18 protein-coding genes and 2 tRNA genes are annotated in these 16,549 nt (G+C 53.3%); 4 read left to right on the top strand and 16 right to left on the bottom strand.

The window, feature by feature from the left end; all coding sequences use genetic code 11:
* Positions 1-93: 93 nt before the first annotated feature.
* Genes pnuC through NBA72_RS21435 form a run of 3 tightly spaced genes read right to left on the bottom strand, consistent with a single transcriptional unit; the run spans position 94 to position 2,295 of the window.
* Positions 94-822: a nicotinamide riboside transporter PnuC gene (pnuC, locus tag NBA72_RS21445; RefSeq protein WP_020838007.1), complete on the bottom strand. Its 729-nt coding sequence runs from the start codon at positions 820-822 to the stop codon at positions 94-96.
* The gene (locus NBA72_RS21440) at positions 822-1,565 is read right to left on the bottom strand and encodes a nucleoside phosphorylase (protein ID WP_001182428.1); all 744 of its coding nucleotides are present in this window, start codon (positions 1,563-1,565) and stop codon (positions 822-824) included. Before NBA72_RS21440 ends, pnuC begins: the two co-directional genes overlap by 1 nt.
* 28 nt (positions 1,566-1,593) lie before the next feature.
* Positions 1,594-2,295 (bottom strand): Crp/Fnr family transcriptional regulator, encoded by a 702-nt coding sequence (locus NBA72_RS21435; protein WP_001024340.1) that lies wholly within the window; start codon positions 2,293-2,295, stop codon positions 1,594-1,596.
* Between the two features lie 193 nt (positions 2,296-2,488).
* On the opposite strand from NBA72_RS21435, the gene ppiC reads away from it, so the two are divergent.
* Complete coding sequence (ppiC, locus tag NBA72_RS21430; RefSeq protein ID WP_001062243.1) at positions 2,489-2,770, top strand: peptidylprolyl isomerase PpiC; 282 nt, start codon at positions 2,489-2,491, stop codon at positions 2,768-2,770.
* A 91-nt stretch (positions 2,771-2,861) separates the two neighbouring features.
* Here the strand turns inward: ppiC and ilvC are convergent, their stop codons facing one another.
* Positions 2,862-4,337, bottom strand: a complete 1,476-nt coding sequence (ilvC, locus tag NBA72_RS21425) for a ketol-acid reductoisomerase (protein WP_000024943.1) — start codon at positions 4,335-4,337, stop codon at positions 2,862-2,864.
* 164 nt (positions 4,338-4,501) lie between these two features.
* On the opposite strand from ilvC, the gene ilvY reads away from it, so the two are divergent.
* A complete protein-coding gene (gene ilvY / locus NBA72_RS21420) occupies positions 4,502-5,389 on the top strand; it encodes an HTH-type transcriptional activator IlvY (RefSeq protein WP_001518849.1) in 888 nt (295 codons plus the stop codon).
* A gap of 2 nt (positions 5,390-5,391) precedes the next feature.
* Here ilvY and NBA72_RS21415 read toward each other — a convergent pair whose 3' ends face one another.
* From NBA72_RS21415 to ilvL, 9 genes are all read right to left on the bottom strand, one after another.
* Positions 5,392-5,733, bottom strand: coding sequence for a helix-turn-helix domain-containing protein (locus NBA72_RS21415; protein ID WP_042949729.1), 342 nt, complete (start codon positions 5,731-5,733; stop codon positions 5,392-5,394).
* Entirely contained in the window at positions 5,730-6,047 is a 318-nt protein-coding gene (locus tag NBA72_RS21410; RefSeq protein WP_042949728.1) for a type II toxin-antitoxin system RelE/ParE family toxin, read from the bottom strand. Before NBA72_RS21410 ends, NBA72_RS21415 begins: the two co-directional genes overlap by 4 nt.
* Before the next feature lie 282 nt (positions 6,048-6,329).
* On the bottom strand, positions 6,330-7,874 hold the full coding sequence (gene ilvA / locus NBA72_RS21405) for a threonine ammonia-lyase, biosynthetic (RefSeq protein WP_001524959.1): 1,545 nt from the start codon (positions 7,872-7,874) through the stop codon (positions 6,330-6,332).
* A 2-nt stretch (positions 7,875-7,876) separates the two neighbouring features.
* On the bottom strand, positions 7,877-9,727 hold the full coding sequence (gene ilvD, locus NBA72_RS21400) for a dihydroxy-acid dehydratase (RefSeq protein ID WP_439005027.1): 1,851 nt from the start codon (positions 9,725-9,727) through the stop codon (positions 7,877-7,879).
* Between the two features lie 158 nt (positions 9,728-9,885).
* The gene (gene ilvE / locus NBA72_RS21395; protein ID WP_042949727.1) at positions 9,886-10,815 is read right to left on the bottom strand and encodes a branched-chain-amino-acid transaminase; all 930 of its coding nucleotides are present in this window, start codon (positions 10,813-10,815) and stop codon (positions 9,886-9,888) included.
* A 17-nt stretch (positions 10,816-10,832) separates the two neighbouring features.
* Positions 10,833-11,096 carry an acetolactate synthase 2 small subunit gene (gene ilvM, locus NBA72_RS21390; RefSeq protein ID WP_000983260.1) on the bottom strand — a complete coding sequence of 88 codons (264 nt, stop codon included), beginning with the start codon at positions 11,094-11,096 and terminating at the stop codon, positions 10,833-10,835.
* Positions 11,093-12,739, bottom strand: a complete 1,647-nt coding sequence (gene ilvG / locus NBA72_RS21385) for an acetolactate synthase 2 catalytic subunit (protein WP_042949726.1) — start codon at positions 12,737-12,739, stop codon at positions 11,093-11,095. Before ilvG ends, ilvM begins: the two co-directional genes overlap by 4 nt.
* Before the next feature lie 2 nt (positions 12,740-12,741).
* Positions 12,742-12,792, bottom strand: coding sequence for a peptide IlvX (ilvX, locus tag NBA72_RS21380; RefSeq protein ID WP_192930503.1), 51 nt, complete (start codon positions 12,790-12,792; stop codon positions 12,742-12,744).
* An 86-nt stretch (positions 12,793-12,878) separates the two neighbouring features.
* Entirely contained in the window at positions 12,879-12,977 is a 99-nt protein-coding gene (gene ilvL, locus NBA72_RS21375; protein WP_001311244.1) for an ilv operon leader peptide, read from the bottom strand.
* Between the two features lie 351 nt (positions 12,978-13,328).
* Here ilvL and NBA72_RS21370 point away from each other — a divergent pair, with 351 nt between their 5' ends.
* The gene (locus NBA72_RS21370) at positions 13,329-14,849 is read left to right on the top strand and encodes a YifB family Mg chelatase-like AAA ATPase (protein WP_042949725.1); all 1,521 of its coding nucleotides are present in this window, start codon (positions 13,329-13,331) and stop codon (positions 14,847-14,849) included.
* Between the two features lie 24 nt (positions 14,850-14,873).
* Here the strand turns inward: NBA72_RS21370 and maoP are convergent, their stop codons facing one another.
* The gene (gene maoP, locus NBA72_RS21365; RefSeq protein WP_000840996.1) at positions 14,874-15,212 is read right to left on the bottom strand and encodes a macrodomain Ori organization protein MaoP; all 339 of its coding nucleotides are present in this window, start codon (positions 15,210-15,212) and stop codon (positions 14,874-14,876) included.
* Between the two features lie 106 nt (positions 15,213-15,318).
* Between maoP and hdfR the strand changes: the two genes are divergently transcribed.
* Positions 15,319-16,167 carry an HTH-type transcriptional regulator HdfR gene (gene hdfR / locus NBA72_RS21360; protein WP_001541181.1) on the top strand — a complete coding sequence of 283 codons (849 nt, stop codon included), beginning with the start codon at positions 15,319-15,321 and terminating at the stop codon, positions 16,165-16,167.
* 103 nt (positions 16,168-16,270) lie between these two features.
* Here the strand turns inward: hdfR and NBA72_RS21355 are convergent.
* Together NBA72_RS21355 and NBA72_RS21350 are read right to left on the bottom strand one after the other, a co-directional pair.
* Positions 16,271-16,346, bottom strand: a tRNA-Trp gene (locus NBA72_RS21355).
* Positions 16,347-16,354: 8 nt separating this feature from the next.
* Positions 16,355-16,431, bottom strand: a tRNA-Asp gene (locus NBA72_RS21350).
* Positions 16,432-16,549 lie beyond the last annotated feature (118 nt).

Below are 16,549 nucleotides of genomic sequence, written 5' to 3'. Positions count from 1 at the left end.
AGTGCTCAATCTTCGAACGGGGGAGGGATTGTAGCAGAAAGCGAGGCCCAGAGAAGACCAGGCTGCTTTTTCAGGCAGCCTGGAAAAGGTCAATCAGCAGGCTCTGGCGGCAAGCGGCGTATAGCCATTACGCTGTGCGCTCTTGATCCAACTGTAAGAACCCATTAGCGCGATCGCCGTCAGCAGAACATACTCAAGCGACATCGCATAAACGCCCTGTACTGCATAGATCACGACGCTAATTACATCAATAATCACCCACAGCAGCCAGTTTTCCACGTACTTGCGGGTCATCAGCACCATCGCCGCAATCGACAACACCAGCATGGTGGAATCCCAGAACGGGAACGCATCCGGCTGGAGTTCAGGCATCGCCACCTGCATACCTACCGTTTGCAGCAGAGCGAGCATAACGCGGGTCAACATAGCGAAGACCGGATCGATAAACCACGTCATCAGCAGAATGGCGATAATACATACGCCCCCCAACCTCCATGTTTGTTGACGAGAAAGCCAGCGTACTTTCAGAGCAGCTTCCCGGGCGTCATTCTGCCGGCTCCATGCGTACCAGCCGTAAATATTCGCCGCAAAGAAAAACACCTGAAGTAGCAAGCTGGCATACAGTTGAATCTGAAAAAAGATGGCGGCAAACAGAGTGACGTTAATCAAACCAAACAGGTAATTAACGATTTTTTCCCGGCTGGCGCACCAGATGCACAATAAGCCAAAGACGGTGCCGATAGCCTCAATCCACGACAGCGCATACCCACCCTCGCCGAGAGGAATGTTGACCATTACATTGTTAATGCTGAAAAAGTCCATCATTGCTCTCCTTGCAAACTATCGAAATAAATGGCCTGAAGCGCCAGAGAAATCTGGCGCTCTTCACCTTGCTGGCACAAGGTTTCCTGCTGAACATAATGGTTAATGCTGCTCTCCAGACAGCCACTATGCGCGACGACCACGTTTAGCAACGACGCGGTACGCAGCCCACGTAACGCCCCCACCACCATCAGCGCGGCGGTTTCCATATCCGCGCCGAGAACTCCCCTGGCCGACCATTCGGCATCCAGTTCAGCTTCGCGATCGGTATAAAAACTGTCATGGCTGCGTACCAGCCCGCAAACGGCAGAGATGTTCATCTGTTTCGCCTGCTGTATCAGCGTGGCGGTAAGATACGGGTCCGCACAGGCCGGATAACTGGCGGGCGCATAGGTTTTGCTGGCACCGTCGTCAGCCACCGCGCCGTGGGCGATGATCACATCGCCCAACGCCAGCGAGTCCTGCAACGCGCCGCAACTACCGATACGGATTAGCGTGTTGACGCCAACCTGGCGTAACTCCTCAATGGCGATAGCGGTTGACGGTCCGCCGATTCCCGTGGAAAGCACGACTATTTCAACCCCCTGGTACCAGCCGCGCGCCGCGCGAAACTCCCGGTTTTGCCCCAGAATCTCAGCCTTATCAAGAAAACGGGCGATTCTATCCACCCGCCCGGGATCGCCGGGCAAAAGCGCATATTTCGCGCGGGTCATGCTTGTGTTAAGCCGAATATGGGGTTGCATCTCCCGTCTCCTTATTGTTCTGAGAGGTTCAGATTTCCGCCTCCTGTTTGAGTTTTTCAGGAGCCAGTAAAATGATCCGCTCACCGTCGGTATCAATAATGTTCAGCGATTTCAGATCGTGCAGTATCCGGTTGATGCTGCGCGTCGTCGCCGCAAATTCCTGACCAAGATTCTGCTTATCAAGCAAAATAGTGGTTGATTCATATTGTTGATAACGCAGCCATAATGCCTGGCATACGCGCTGATGCAGCGAGTACAAATTGTCGCTACTGGCCTTTTTCGACAACTGGTAATACTGTTGGCTGAAAAACCGCAGCATTCGCTGGTTAAAGTGGTTATCCAGCGTCAGCCAGCGGCAAAAATGCGCTTGCGGCAGGCTGAGTAGCTGTACATTGCCGACGGCTACGACAGAACAGATGTAATGCCGCGACTCAAATATCTCTAGCTCGCCCAGCATATCTCCTTTGCCATAACGCGCCTGCCGGTAACGGCGTCCATCTTCAGCTTCGTAAAAAACATCCACTTCGCCGGCCACAATGAGTGAAAATTGCTGGCATATTTCCCCCTGGCGGCAGATAAGCGCGCCACGGGAAATGTCGTCAAATCGCCAGCACTGCATGATTTCCAACGGGCAGTATTTGAGTAATTCATAGAGCACTGGGTCGCGTACGACCTGGCGTAGCCCTAAAAGCCAGTCGTCTGGAAATTCTGCGTTTTTCATTATGTTCATGGTATCTCGCCCCTTGTCAGAAAGGACAGGACCGTCGTCCCGCGCATCCGAAATACGCCCGCTAAAAATGCCGCTTATCTCCCGGTTCATTAAATCAGGCGGGACATCTGTCCTGTAATGGCGAAGAGTATATGTCTGACGGCCTAAGGAGTGATAAAGTGACGGCCAATCTTTGCGACGTGAGAACACAATAATGGCAAAAATAGCAGCAGCACTGCATATTCTTGTAAAAGAAGAGAAACTGGCTTTAGATCTTCTGGAGCAAATTAAAAACGGCGGCGATTTTGAGAAGCTGGCGAAGAAGCATTCTATCTGCCCATCCGGTAAAAAAGGCGGTCATTTAGGCGAATTTCGTCAGGGCCAGATGGTTCCGGCATTCGATAAAGTAGTCTTTTCCTGCCCGGTACTGGAGCCAACCGGCCCGCTGCATACTCAGTTCGGTTACCACATCATTAAAGTATTGTATCGCAAATAAAAAGCCGGGTGGCGGCTACGCCTTACCCGGCCTACATCGTCTGCTTGATTTTGTAGGTCGGGTAAGCGCTAGCGCCCCCCGACAAGGTATATCAACCCGCTACCGCAATACGCTTCATATCCGTCATATAGCCGCGCAGTTTCTTACCTACCTGCTCAATCGCATGACTACGAATCGCGTCGTTCACGTCGCGAAGCTGTGCGTTGTCTACCGCGCCTTCCGGGATAGCACTACCCAGATCGCCCGGTTGCAATTCCGCCATAAACGGTTTCAGCAGCGGTACGCAAGCGTAAGAGAACAGGTAGTTACCGTATTCTGCGGTATCGGAGATAACCACGTTCATTTCATACAGACGCTTACGGGCGATGGTGTTGGCGATCAGCGGCAGTTCGTGCAGTGATTCGTAGTAAGCGGATTCTTCGATGATGCCGGAATCGACCATGGTTTCGAACGCCAGCTCAACGCCCGCTTTCACCATCGCGATCATCAGCACGCCTTTATCGAAGTACTCCTGCTCGCCGATTTTACCTTCAAACTGCGGCGCGGTTTCGAACGCGGTTTTACCGGTCTCTTCACGCCAGGTCAGCAGTTTCTTATCGTCGTTAGCCCAGTCAGCCATCATGCCGGAAGAGAATTCGCCGGAGATGATATCATCCATATGTTTCTGGAACAGCGGCGCCATGATCTCTTTCAGCTGTTCGGACAGCGCGTAAGCACGCAGTTTCGCCGGGTTAGACAGACGGTCCATCATCAGGGTGATGCCGCCCTGCTTCAACGCTTCGGTGATGGTTTCCCAGCCGAACTGAATCAGTTTTTCGGCGTATGCCGGGTCGGTGCCTTCTGCCACCAGCTTGTCGAAGCACAGCAGAGAACCGGCCTGCAACATACCGCACAGAATAGTCTGCTCGCCCATCAGGTCAGATTTCACTTCCGCAACGAAAGAAGATTCCAGTACGCCCGCACGGTGACCACCGGTGGCCGCCGCCCAGGCTTTAGCAATCGCCATACCTTCGCCTTTCGGGTCGTTTTCCGGGTGTACCGCGATCAGCGTCGGCACGCCGAAACCACGTTTGTACTCTTCGCGCACTTCGGTGCCCGGACACTTCGGCGCGACCATCACTACGGTGATGTCTTTACGGATCTGCTCGCCCACTTCCACGATGTTGAAGCCGTGGGAGTAACCCAGCGCCGCGCCATCTTTCATCAGCGGCTGTACGGAACGCACAACGTCGGAGTGCTGTTTGTCCGGCGTCAGGTTAACCACCAGGTCCGCCTGCGGGATCAGCTCTTCGTAGGTACCCACTTTGAAGCCGTTTTCGGTCGCTTTACGCCAGGAGGCACGCTTCTCAGCAATGGCTTCTTTACGCAGGGCGTAGGAAATATCCAGACCGGAGTCACGCATGTTCAGGCCCTGGTTCAGCCCCTGAGCGCCACAGCCGACGATGACCACTTTTTTACCCTGCAGGTAGCTCGCGCCATCGGCGAATTCGTCGCGGCCCATAAAGCGACATTTACCCAGCTGCGCCAGCTGCTGGCGCAGATTCAGTGTATTAAAGTAGTTAGCCATGATGGTGTACTCCGTGATGTTGTGTTGTCGCGCTTATTGTTCGGTTTACAGATTGCTATCTGTGCGAATGAACCCACATTACAACAGGAAATTTATTGCGGAAATTGATATATTCACAACGTTATGTTGCGGTTTATGCAACGTCAAAAACCGGAGGTCTGTCTGTGGATTTACGCGATCTAAAAACCTTCCTGCATCTGGCGGAAAGCCGCCACTTTGGCCGCAGCGCGCGGGCGATGCACGTCAGCCCCTCCACCCTTTCCCGACAGATTCAGCGGCTGGAAGAAGATCTCGGCCAGCCGCTGTTTGTACGTGATAACCGCACGGTCACGCTGACCGAAGCGGGTGAAGAGCTGCGAGTGTTTGCCCAACAGACGCTTTTGCAATATCAGCAGTTGCGCCATACCCTCGATCAGCAGGGGCCGTCCCTTTCCGGCGAACTCCATATCTTCTGTTCAGTGACCGCGGCGTACAGTCACCTGCCGCCGATCCTCGACCGCTTCCGCGCCGAACATCCCTCGGTGGAAATTAAGCTCACCACCGGCGACGCCGCCGACGCCATGGACAAAGTGGTCACCGGCGAGGCCGATCTGGCGATTGCCGGTAAGCCGGAAACGCTGCCCGGCGCGGTCGCCTTTTCGATGCTGGAGAATCTGGCAGTGGTGCTGATCGCCCCGGCGCTGCCCTGCCCGGTGCGCAATCAGGTGTCGGTCGATAAGCCCGACTGGTCGACGGTGCCGTTTATCATGGCCGATCAGGGGCCGGTACGCCGCCGCATTGAGCTGTGGTTCCGTCGCCACAAAATCAGTAACCCGTCAATTTACGCGACAGTGGGCGGCCATGAAGCAATGGTATCGATGGTAGCGCTGGGCTGCGGCGTGGCGCTGCTGCCGGAAGTGGTGCTGGAAAACAGCCCGGAGCCGGTGCGCAATCGGGTGATGATTTTAGAGCGCAGCGACGAAAAAACGCCGTTTGAACTGGGCGTCTGCGCGCAAAAAAAGCGGCTGCATGAGCCGCTAATTGATGCGTTCTGGAAGATTTTACCGAATTAGTTTTACGGCCCTACCATTACCCGAACAGGCTTCCCAATACGGCTAAGCATATTCACCAGAGCATCAATGGTGAATTTGCTGCATTTCTTGTTGACGACATCCGAAACGCGCGGTCGGGATATATGCAAAACTGTAGCAACCTCGGCTTGCTTCATTTGGTTTCGCGTAATCCAGAGGGTAATTTCTTCCATGAGCTGTTCTTTAATGGCTAACGTGTTTTCGATTTCACTCAGGGAATCAGCGTAAAACTTTTCTGCGTCCTGCTTATCAAACCCCAAATCAGCAAAAACATTACCGCCAGATGGCGTCACATGGCGAATATCACTATCAGTTTTGTCAATCACAAGCTGTTTCTCCGTTGTTGCACCACCCGGTTATAACGCGTTCTGGCGATGTTTTTATCGTGCTGACTGGTTTGTTGCGTCTGTTTTTGGAAACTATGCAAAACGTAGAGTGCTTCTTCAAACTTAGCGACATACATAACGCGATAGATACCATTGTTGTCACGAATCCGAATTTCATTTACCCCAGCCCCAATTTCTGAAAACGGTTTCCAGTCATCCGGTTCAATTCCATATTGAATTTTATGAAGCTGATAACCGACTGCTTTACATACCGTTATGGGAAAAGCCAGGAGATCCTCCAGAGAAGATCCCACTCATCGAATTTCTTTTTCATTGGAGAGAGCGAGGGTGAGTAACATAACATCCTTGTGTATAAAATTTTATACATTGTTTTTAACAGGTGCGAGTGATGGCGGTGCTAACGATATGGTGAGCCGAGTTTCACCACAAGCAGATTGGGCGCCTTCTGGAAAACGTCTCGCAAAATTAAATGAGTGGATGCTCCTGGCTGGCAGAAAAGCCCAATAACTGAGGGAAGATCATATCTGGATATCAGGCCCACTTTACTTTGTGGGCCCGAAAAACTAAACGCTGAATTAACCCGCCAGAAAGAACCGGAACGCCGGGTTATTGCTCTCATCATGGCATTCATAGCCCAGCTCATGCAGCCGGGTTTCGAAATCCGGCTCATGATCGCCTAACTCGAACGCCGCCAGCACGCGGCCATAATCGGTACCGTGGCTGCGGTAATGGAATAGCGAAATATTCCAGTGCGTGCCAAGCGTATGCAGGAATTTGAGCAACGCGCCGGGCGACTCCGGAAATTCGAAACTATACAAACGCTCCTGTAATGGCTTGGAGGGGCGTCCGCCGACCATATAGCGCACATGCAGCTTCGCCATTTCATCGTCGGAGAGATCCACTACGCTATAACCGCCGTCGCACAGTTGGGTGATAATCTCTTTTCGCTCCTCCAGCCCCTGACTGACGCGTACGCCGACAAAAATACAGGCATTTTTCGCGTCGGCAAAACGGTAGTTAAATTCGGTGACCATACGCCCGCCAAGCAACTGGCAGAATTTGAGGAAGCTCCCCTTTTCTTCCGGAATGGTCACCGCCAGTAACGCTTCGCGCTGTTCCCCCAGCTCGCAGCGTTCAGACACATAGCGCAAGCCGTGGAAGTTGACGTTGGCGCCGGAAAGGACGTGCGCCAGGCGTTCGCCGCGAATATTGTGCTGGGCGATATATTTTTTCATCCCCGCCAGCGCCAGCGCGCCGGACGGTTCCGCCACCGCACGCACATCTTCAAACAGATCTTTCATCGCCGCGCAGATAGCGTCGCTATCCACGGTGACAATATCATCAAGGTATTCCTGACACAGCCGGAACGTTTCGTCGCCGATGCGTTTTACCGCTACGCCTTCAGCAAATAACCCAACGCGCGGGAGATCTACTGGATGACCGGCTTCCAACGCCGCTTTCAGGCAGGCGGAATCCTCCGCTTCGACGGCAATCACTTTGATTTGCGGCATCAATTGTTTGATCAGTACCGCTACGCCCGCCGCCAGGCCGCCGCCGCCAACCGGCACAAAGACACGATCGAGATGCGAATCCTGCTGAAGCAGCTCCAGTGCCAGCGTGCCCTGCCCGGCGATCACCATTGGGTGATCAAACGGCGGCACCCAGGTAAAACCCTGCTGCTGCGCCAGCTCAATAGCTTTCGCTTTCGCTTCATCAAAATTAGCGCCGTGCAACAGCACTTCGCCGCCAAAACCGCGTACCGCATCGACTTTAATATCCGCCGTTGCTTTTGGCATGACGATCAGCGACTTCACGCCAAGCCGCGCGGAGGAGAACGCCACGCCCTGTGCATGGTTCCCCGCCGACGCAGTAATCACGCCGTGGGCTTTTTGTTCTTCGGTCAATCCGGCCATCATCGCGTAAGCGCCGCGCAGCTTAAAGCTATGTACCGGCTGCCGGTCTTCGCGTTTGACGAGAATAACGTTATCCAGACGTGACGAGAGCTTTTCCATTTTTTGCAGCGGCGTCACCTGCGCCGCTTCGTATACTGGCGCGCGTAGCACCGCGCGCAGATACTCCGCCCCTTCCGGCGCGACTGACAGTGGTTGAGATTCCGCCATCATCAACCTCCCAGTTTCGATTTATCGCGCACCGCGCCTTTATCGGCGCTGGTCGCCAGGCTGGCGTAGGCACGCAGGGCAAACGAAACCTGACGCTGACGATTTTTCGGCGTCCAGGCTTTGTCGCCACGAGCCTCCTGCGCCTCGCGGCGTGCGGCGATTTCAGCCTCGTTCAACTGCAACTGAATGCTGCGGTTCGGGATATCAATCGCAATGGTGTCGCCATCTTCAATCAGCGCAATAGTGCCGCCGCTGGCCGCTTCCGGCGAGACGTGGCCGATGGAAAGACCCGAAGTACCGCCGGAGAAACGCCCATCGGTGATGAGCGCGCAGGCTTTGCCCAGCCCCATCGACTTCAGGAAACTGGTCGGATAGAGCATTTCCTGCATTCCCGGCCCGCCTTTCGGCCCTTCGTAGCGGATCACGACTACATCGCCTTCCACTACTTTGCCGCCGAGAATCGCCTCTACCGCGTCGTCCTGGCTTTCATACACTTTAGCCGGGCCGGTAAATTTAAGGATGCTGTCATCCACGCCTGCGGTTTTCACAATGCAGCCGTTTTCGGCGAAGTTGCCATACAGCACCGCCAGACCGCCGTCTTTGCTATAGGCATACTCCAGCGAGCGGATGCAACCCGCTGCGCGGTCGTCATCCAGCGAATCCCAGCGACAATCCTGCGAGAACGCCTGGGTAGTACGGATACCGGCAGGGCCAGCACGGAACATTTTTTTAACCGCTTCGTCCTGCGTAACCGTGATGTCGTACTGTTCCAGCGTTTGCGGCAGCGTCAGGCCTAATACGTTTTTCACGTTGCGGTTCAGCAGCCCGGCGCGATCCAGCTCGCCTAAAATACCCAGCACACCGCCGGCACGGTGAACGTCTTCCATATGGTATTTCTGGGTACTTGGCGCCACTTTACACAGCTGCGGCACCTTGCGGGACAGCTTGTCGATATCACTCATGGTGAAGTCGATTTCCGCTTCCTGCGCCGCCGCCAGTAGATGCAGAACGGTATTGGTCGAACCGCCCATCGCAATATCTAGCGTCATGGCGTTTTCAAACGCGGCTTTGCTGGCGATGTTACGCGGCAGTGCACTTTCGTCATCCTGCTCGTAATAGCGTTTAGTCAGTTCAACAATCCGCTTACCGGCATTGAGGAACAACTGCTTCCGGTCAGCGTGGGTTGCCAGCAGTGAGCCGTTGCCCGGCTGCGACAGGCCCAGCGCTTCGGTCAGGCAGTTCATGGAGTTAGCGGTAAACATGCCGGAGCAGGAGCCGCAGGTTGGACAGGCGGAGCGTTCAACCTGGTTACTTTGATCGTCAGAGACTTTCGGGTCCGCTCCCTGAATCATGGCATCAACCAGATCCAGCTTGATAATTTTGTCTGAAAGCTTGGTTTTCCCGGCTTCCATCGGTCCGCCGGAGACAAAGATCACCGGAATATTCAGGCGCAGCGAGGCCATGAGCATCCCTGGGGTGATTTTGTCGCAGTTGGAGATACACACCATCGCGTCAGCGCAGTGAGCGTTCACCATGTACTCCACGGAGTCGGCGATCAGCTCGCGCGACGGCAGTGAATAGAGCATACCCCCGTGCCCCATGGCGATCCCGTCATCCACGGCAATAGTGTTGAACTCTTTCGCCACACCGCCGGAAGCTTCAATCTGTTCGGCGACCAGCTTACCGAGATCGCGCAGATGAACGTGACCCGGCACAAACTGAGTGAATGAGTTCACCACGGCGATAATCGGTTTGCCAAAATCATTGTCGGTCATTCCGGTGGCGCGCCACAGCGCGCGGGCACCCGCCATATTACGACCATGGGTGGTGGTGGCGGAACGGTACTTAGGCATGCTTTATTTACTCCCCATCTTTTCCCTTCATACTTCACGCCACAGGTGCGTTGGCTGCCTCACTCACCCCAGTCACTTACGACAGTAAGCCCTGGGGATTCGCTGCGTTGCCGCCTTCCTGTGACGCAAATTATTTGGGAAAATATTAACTTTATTTATTATGAATTTACCGGATCCAACCAGCCCCATTTATCCTCAGTTTCTCCAGTGAAGAGACCAAAGAAGGCTTGTTGGATACGCTTGGTGACAGGACCGCAGCGGCCTTCGCCTACCTGGATACCATCAACGCTGCGTACCGGAGTAATTTCTGCCGCGGTTCCGGACATAAACACTTCGTCGGCCAGATACAGCGATTCACGGGACAGCACCTGCTCACGCACTTCAATACCCAGTTCTTTCGCCAGTTTGATGATCGCGTCGCGAGTAATGCCTGGCAGCGCGGAAGAGGTAAACGGCGGAGTAAACAGCACGCCATCTTTTACCTCAAACAGGTTTTCGCCTGCGCCTTCGGAGATATAGCCGTTTACATCCAGGGCGATGCCTTCCTGATAGCCGTGGCGGCGCGCTTCGCTACCCACCAGCAGTGAGGAAAGATAGTTACCGCCCGCTTTCGCAGCGGTTGGAATGGTGTTCGGCGCAGCGCGATTCCAGGAAGAAACCATCGCATCGATCCCCTGATCCAGCGCTTCGGCGCCCAGGTATGCCCCCCACGGGAACGCGGCGATGATGACGTCAGTGGTGTATCCCGGGGGCGGGTTAACGCCCATACCGACATCGCCGACAAATACCAACGGACGGATATAGGCGCTGGTCAGGTCGTTTTTGCGGATCACTTCGCGGCAGGCTTCCATCAGCTCATCAATACTCTGGGAAACCGGAAAACGATAAATCTTTGCTGAGTCGCGCAGGCGCTGCATATGTTCACGATGACGAAACACTACCGGGCCTTTGTGAGAGTCGTAGCACCGAATCCCTTCAAATACCGACGTACCGTAGTGCAGCGCGTGAGACATTACGTGAACCTTCGCGTCTTCCCAGCGCACCATCTCGCCATTGAACCAAATGTAATCAGCTTTTTTCGTCGTCATTTTTCTTCCTTTTGCGCTCAGGCGCGGATTTGTTGTGATGTGGCAGCGCTCTGGCAGATTGCGACATGCGCAACATCTACCAGTTTACTTAACTGACTAAACAGTAAGTCGACCGACCGGGGACTGGCAACGGTCAATTCAATATTTATATTCTGCGCATCGGTCGCGGCTTCCATATTCATGGAGCACACCTGAAAACCACGATGGCGCACCACGCGTAAAACACGTTCTAAGGTTTCTGGATTAAAGCGTGCCGATACATTGACCTGATGTTGCATCATGATAATTTCTCCAGCATTTCAGAGTTACTGGCGCCAGGCGGCACCAACGGCCAGACATTTTCAAGTTCGTCGATTGAGACGTGAAGCAGGTACGGCCCTTCGCTTGCCAACATCGTGTCGAGTGCCGCTTCAACCTGGTCTTTACGAGTAATGTGCTGGCCTGGAATGCCGAAGGCGCTGGCCAGCATGAGGAAATCGGGGTTATCGGTCAGGGTGGTTTCGCTATATCGCTCCTGGAAAAACAGTTGCTGCCATTGTCGAACCATCCCTAACCGCTGGTTGTCGAGTAAGACTATCTTCAACGGTAACTGCTTGCGTTTTACGGTGCCCAACTCCTGAACATTCATCATGAAGGAGCCGTCACCGGAGATACAGATAACGGTATCATTCGGTCGCGCTACCTGTGCGCCAACGGCCGCCGGTAAGCCGAATCCCATCGTCCCCAGACCGCTGGAAGTGATGAAGTTCTCCGGGCGGGTGTAAGTCATATGCTGGGCTGACCACATCTGATGCTGCCCAACATCCGTCGTCACCACGCTGTCTGCGGGTTTGCGTTCCGACAATTGCTTCAACAACAACGGCGCATAGATAGTCTCGCCAGGATGGTCATATCGCCAGGCGTGTTCTGCGCGCAGCTCTGCACAGGACTGACGCCATGCGTCGATCTTCAGCGGTTGCTGTAATGCCGGCAACAGCGAATTTAAATCTCCCTGCAACGCGACGTGTGCCTGACGCAGTTTGTTCATTTCCGCCGGGTCGATATCCATATGGATTACGCTGGCGTTCGGCGCAAACGTATTCAGCTTACCGGTCACCCGGTCATCAAAACGTGCACCAACGGCGATCAGTAAATCACACTCTTGCACCGCGAAATTAGCCGCTTTAGTACCGTGCATTCCCAGCATGCCCAGATAGTACGGATAATCAGCTTCAACAGCCCCCAGCCCTTTCAGCGTGCAGGTAACTGGCATTTGCGTTACCGCGATAAATTTACGCAGCGCCGGAACTGCCTGCGCCATACCAACACCACCGCCGACGTACAGCATGGGTTTTTTCGCCTGTTCCAGCATCTGGTGCGCCTGTTCAACATCAGCCTGCGGGAAAGTCGCTTCGTTAGCAACGGTAGTAAACCAGGGTTCCAGCTCACCGCTGGCCAACTGGATATCTTTCGGGATATCCACCAGAACCGGGCCAGGACGGCCAGCGTTGGCGACTTCAAAAGCCTCTGCCATGATACGAGGCAGCTCTGCCAGCGACTGCACCAGGAAGCTGTGTTTGGTACAGGCCAGCGACAGGCCTAACACATCCACCTCCTGGAACGCATCAGTGCCGATGAACGGGGCGGAAACCTGACCCGTGATCGCGACGACGGGGACCGAATCTAACAACGCATCCGCCAGGCCAGTGATCAGGTTAGTGGCGCCAGGGCCGGAAGTGGCGATACAAACACCGGTTTTGCCGGTAGAACGGGCATAACCGATTGCCGCCATTGCCGCACCCTGTTCGTGTCGGCACAACAAATGCTCCACACCACCGTCATACAACGCGTCGTAAACCGGCATAATTGCTCCGCCAGGATAACCAAATACGGTTTTCACCCCCTGCGCTCGCAAAGCATGTACCACCCACTGTGCCCCGTTCATAGTTACATCCCCGTCGTAAATCTTGAGAAACAGAATTTTATGCTGTTATTCACGTTCTGCTCCTCGCTTAAGTTTTTCAGGCCAAAAAAAACCCCCGGACCTTTCGGTGCGGGGGTCTTAGTTCGTTAAGGCTTGATTTCTAAGCCTTTCCTCGTCCAAGTGCAGCCCCGCACGGTGGGATAATAATCACCACCACGCTAATCACGACCAGGCTAATCACTCGTAGAAGGGCTGTCATTTTTGTCTATTCTTGCATCTTGTTCGAAGGAATACCTAAAGAGTTACCATAGGTTTTGCCAATAGCACAAGATATTTTTTTAACCACGTTTCAGATAATGCAGGTGAATGCCTAAAAGTGCTTTGTTTTTTATAAGAAAAATTAGCAACTGAAAAATTTTCACGTTTTCCTCCCCCATTTGACGCACTCTACACCCTGTTTTCCTTCTTTTCGCTTCTGCGAGCGTTCTTCCAGTTTGATGTTTCTTACCTGAAAATGACGCCAAAATTCAGGAAGCAGCCGCTAAAAAACAAAAAGTCAGTAATTCGATTTTCTCTTCTATCCCGCATAATCCACGTAACAGGAGGGATTATGTCACTGGCGATTGTTCATACTCGCGCCGCACTTGGTGTCAATGCGCCGCCTATCACTATAGAGGTGCATATCAGTAATGGATTACCGGGATTAACCATGGTTGGCCTACCGGAAACCACGGTAAAAGAGGCGCGTGACCGGGTACGTAGTGCGATTATTAATAGCGGATATGAATTTCCGGCTAAAAAAATAACCATTAACCTTGCTCCAGCCGATCTACCGAAAGAGGGCGGAAGGTATGACCTGCCTATTGCTGTTGCGCTTCTGGCCGCGTCTGAGCAGCTTACAGCGTCGAATCTTGAGGCATATGAGCTGGTGGGTGAGTTAGCGCTTACAGGCGCATTACGCGGCGTTCCTGGCGCAATATCAAGTGCAACGGAAGCCATCAGGGCCGGCAGAAATATTATCGTCGCAACAGAGAACGCGGCGGAGGTTGGGCTTATCAGCAAAGAAGGATGTTTTATCGCCGATCATCTACAAACCGTCTGCGCCTTTCTGGAAGGAAAACACACCCTGGAAAGACCTTTAGCTCAGGATATGGCATCGCCTACCGCAACTGCCGATCTGCGCGATGTGATCGGTCAGGAGCAGGGTAAACGCGGCCTGGAGATTACAGCGGCAGGGGGACATAATCTGCTATTGATCGGCCCGCCGGGTACGGGTAAAACCATGCTGGCCAGTCGACTGAGCGGGATTCTTCCACCATTAAGCAATGAAGAGGCGTTGGAAAGCGCCGCGATCCTCAGTCTGGTTAATGCCGATACGGTACAAAAACGATGGCAGCAACGTCCCTTTCGCTCACCTCATCATAGCGCCTCGCTTACTGCTATGGTCGGCGGCGGCGCAATACCCGCCCCGGGGGAGATATCGCTGGCGCACAACGGAATTTTGTTCCTTGATGAATTGCCTGAATTTGAACGACGCACACTGGATGCGCTACGTGAACCTATAGAATCCGGTCAAATTCATTTATCCCGTACCAGAGCGAAAATAACGTACCCTGCCAGGTTCCAGTTAATCGCCGCAATGAATCCCAGCCCGACCGGACATTATCAGGGAAACCATAATCGCTGCACGCCAGAACAGACACTACGTTACCTTAATCGGTTGTCAGGCCCGTTTCTTGATCGTTTTGACCTTTCGCTTGAGATACCGCTTCCACCGCCCGGGATTCTTAGCCAACACGCCTCAAAGGGTGAGAGCAGCGCTACGGTAAAAAAGCGGGTCATCGCCGCCCATGAACGGCAGTACCGACGCCAGAAGAAGTTAAACGCGCGTCTGGAGGGTCGCGAAATCCAAAAATATTGTGTTTTGCATCACGATGACGCCCGCTGGCTTGAAGACACGCTAGTGCATCTTGGATTATCCATTCGCGCCTGGCAGCGTTTACTAAAAGTGGCCAGAACCATTGCCGACATAGAACTGGCTGACCAGATCTCGCGTCAGCATTTGCTGGAGGCGGTAAGCTATCGGGCGATAGACAGGTTGTTAATTCATTTGCAAAAGCTGTTGGCGTAAAAAAAGGGCATTACGCCCTTTTTATTAATCATCAGCTTCGGTGTAGTCTTCTGCGCCTTCAACTTGCGGCTTGCCGCCAGACAAGGTGTGGAAGCGTTTTGGACGCTTGATACGCGTCATATACTTGGACCAGACGCGTTCTGCATCCGTTACCGGCTCGCGTTCACCGCGACATACCGCTACAAACAGCTTCTCTTCTTCAGTCACAGGCTCACGCTTGCCAAGATCCAGATCATTAAAGGCATGACCATGACGCTCAAGCAGTTGTGCCTCTTTAATCGTGAAATCACCGTGACGAGAGAATCCACGTGGATAATGTTTATTGTCAAAATATCGATTAGTCGTCGTAAAGCTTTCCGCCATCCTGCACGCTCCTAATTCTTTGTCTGAGCTATTTATGGCGCGGAGTATTAGTTACGCTTGACAGAGTGTAAAACAAAACATTTAAATCATAACGACAAATAATTTTGTGGAGAGCACAGTGGATACGGAATTGTTAAAAACTTTCCTGGAAGTTAGCCGGACACGCCATTTCGGGCGGGCCGCAGAAGCACTTTACCTGACGCAATCCGCGGTGAGCTTTCGTATCAGGCAACTGGAGAATCAACTGGGCGTAAACCTTTTTACGCGGCACAGAAACAATATCCGTTTAACCACGGCTGGCGAAAAACTTTTACCGTATGCGGAAACGCTGATGAATACGTGGCAGGCGGCACGTAAAGAGGTGGCGCATACCTCACGCCATAACGAGTTTTCCATCGGCGCCAGCGCGTCTTTATGGGAGTGTATGCTTAACGCCTGGCTGGGGCGACTGTACCAACTACAGGAGCCGCAAAGCGGCCTGCAGTTCGAAGCCAGAATCGCTCAACGGCAATCGCTTGTGAAGCAACTTCATGAACGCCAGCTTGATCTCCTCATTACTACCGAAGCGCCCAAAATGGATGAGTTCAGCAGTCAGCTGTTAGGGCACTTCACTTTGGCGTTATATTGCAGCAGCCCTGCCCGTAAGAAATCAGAACTCAATTATCTGCGGCTGGAGTGGGGACCAGACTTCCAACAGCATGAAACCGGGCTGATCGCAGCAGATGAAGTGCCGGTATTAACAACCAGCTCAGCCGAACTCGCCCGACAACAGCTTAGCGCATTAAATGGCTGTAGCTGGCTTCCTGTAAACTGGGCAAATGAAAAGGGCGGATTACATACCGTTGCCGACAGCGCAACGCTTTCACGGCCGCTATACGCCATTTGGCTGCAAAATAGCGATAAATACTCGCTGATCTGCGATCTGTTAAAAACGGATGTGCTGGATGAACAATGAAAATGATGAAAAGAAAAAGAAGGGAACTTACGATTACCTGATCAGATAATCAGGTAATTTCAGGCAAAAAAAAAAATCCTTAGCAGATGCTAAGGATTATTTCTGGCAGGGGCGGAGAGACTCGAACTCCCAACACCCGGTTTTGGAGACCGGTGCTCTACCAATTGAACTACGCCCCTAATTAGGGTGGCGGAACGGACGGGACTCGAACCCGCGACCCCCTGCGTGACAGGCAGGTATTCTAACCAACTGAACTACCGCTCCACCGAATTCTTTTACAACCACTGATTTTTACATCAGTTTACTGCTTAATTTGATGCCTGGCAGTTCCCTACTCTCGCATGGGGAGACCCCACACTACCATCGGCGCTACGGCGTTTCA

Origin of the sequence: Salmonella sp. NW1250 (assembly GCF_051812965.1) — a bacterium.
Lineage (GTDB): Bacteria > Pseudomonadota > Gammaproteobacteria > Enterobacterales > Enterobacteriaceae > Salmonella > Salmonella enterica.
This window is presented reverse-complemented; position numbering and strand designations above follow the sequence as displayed.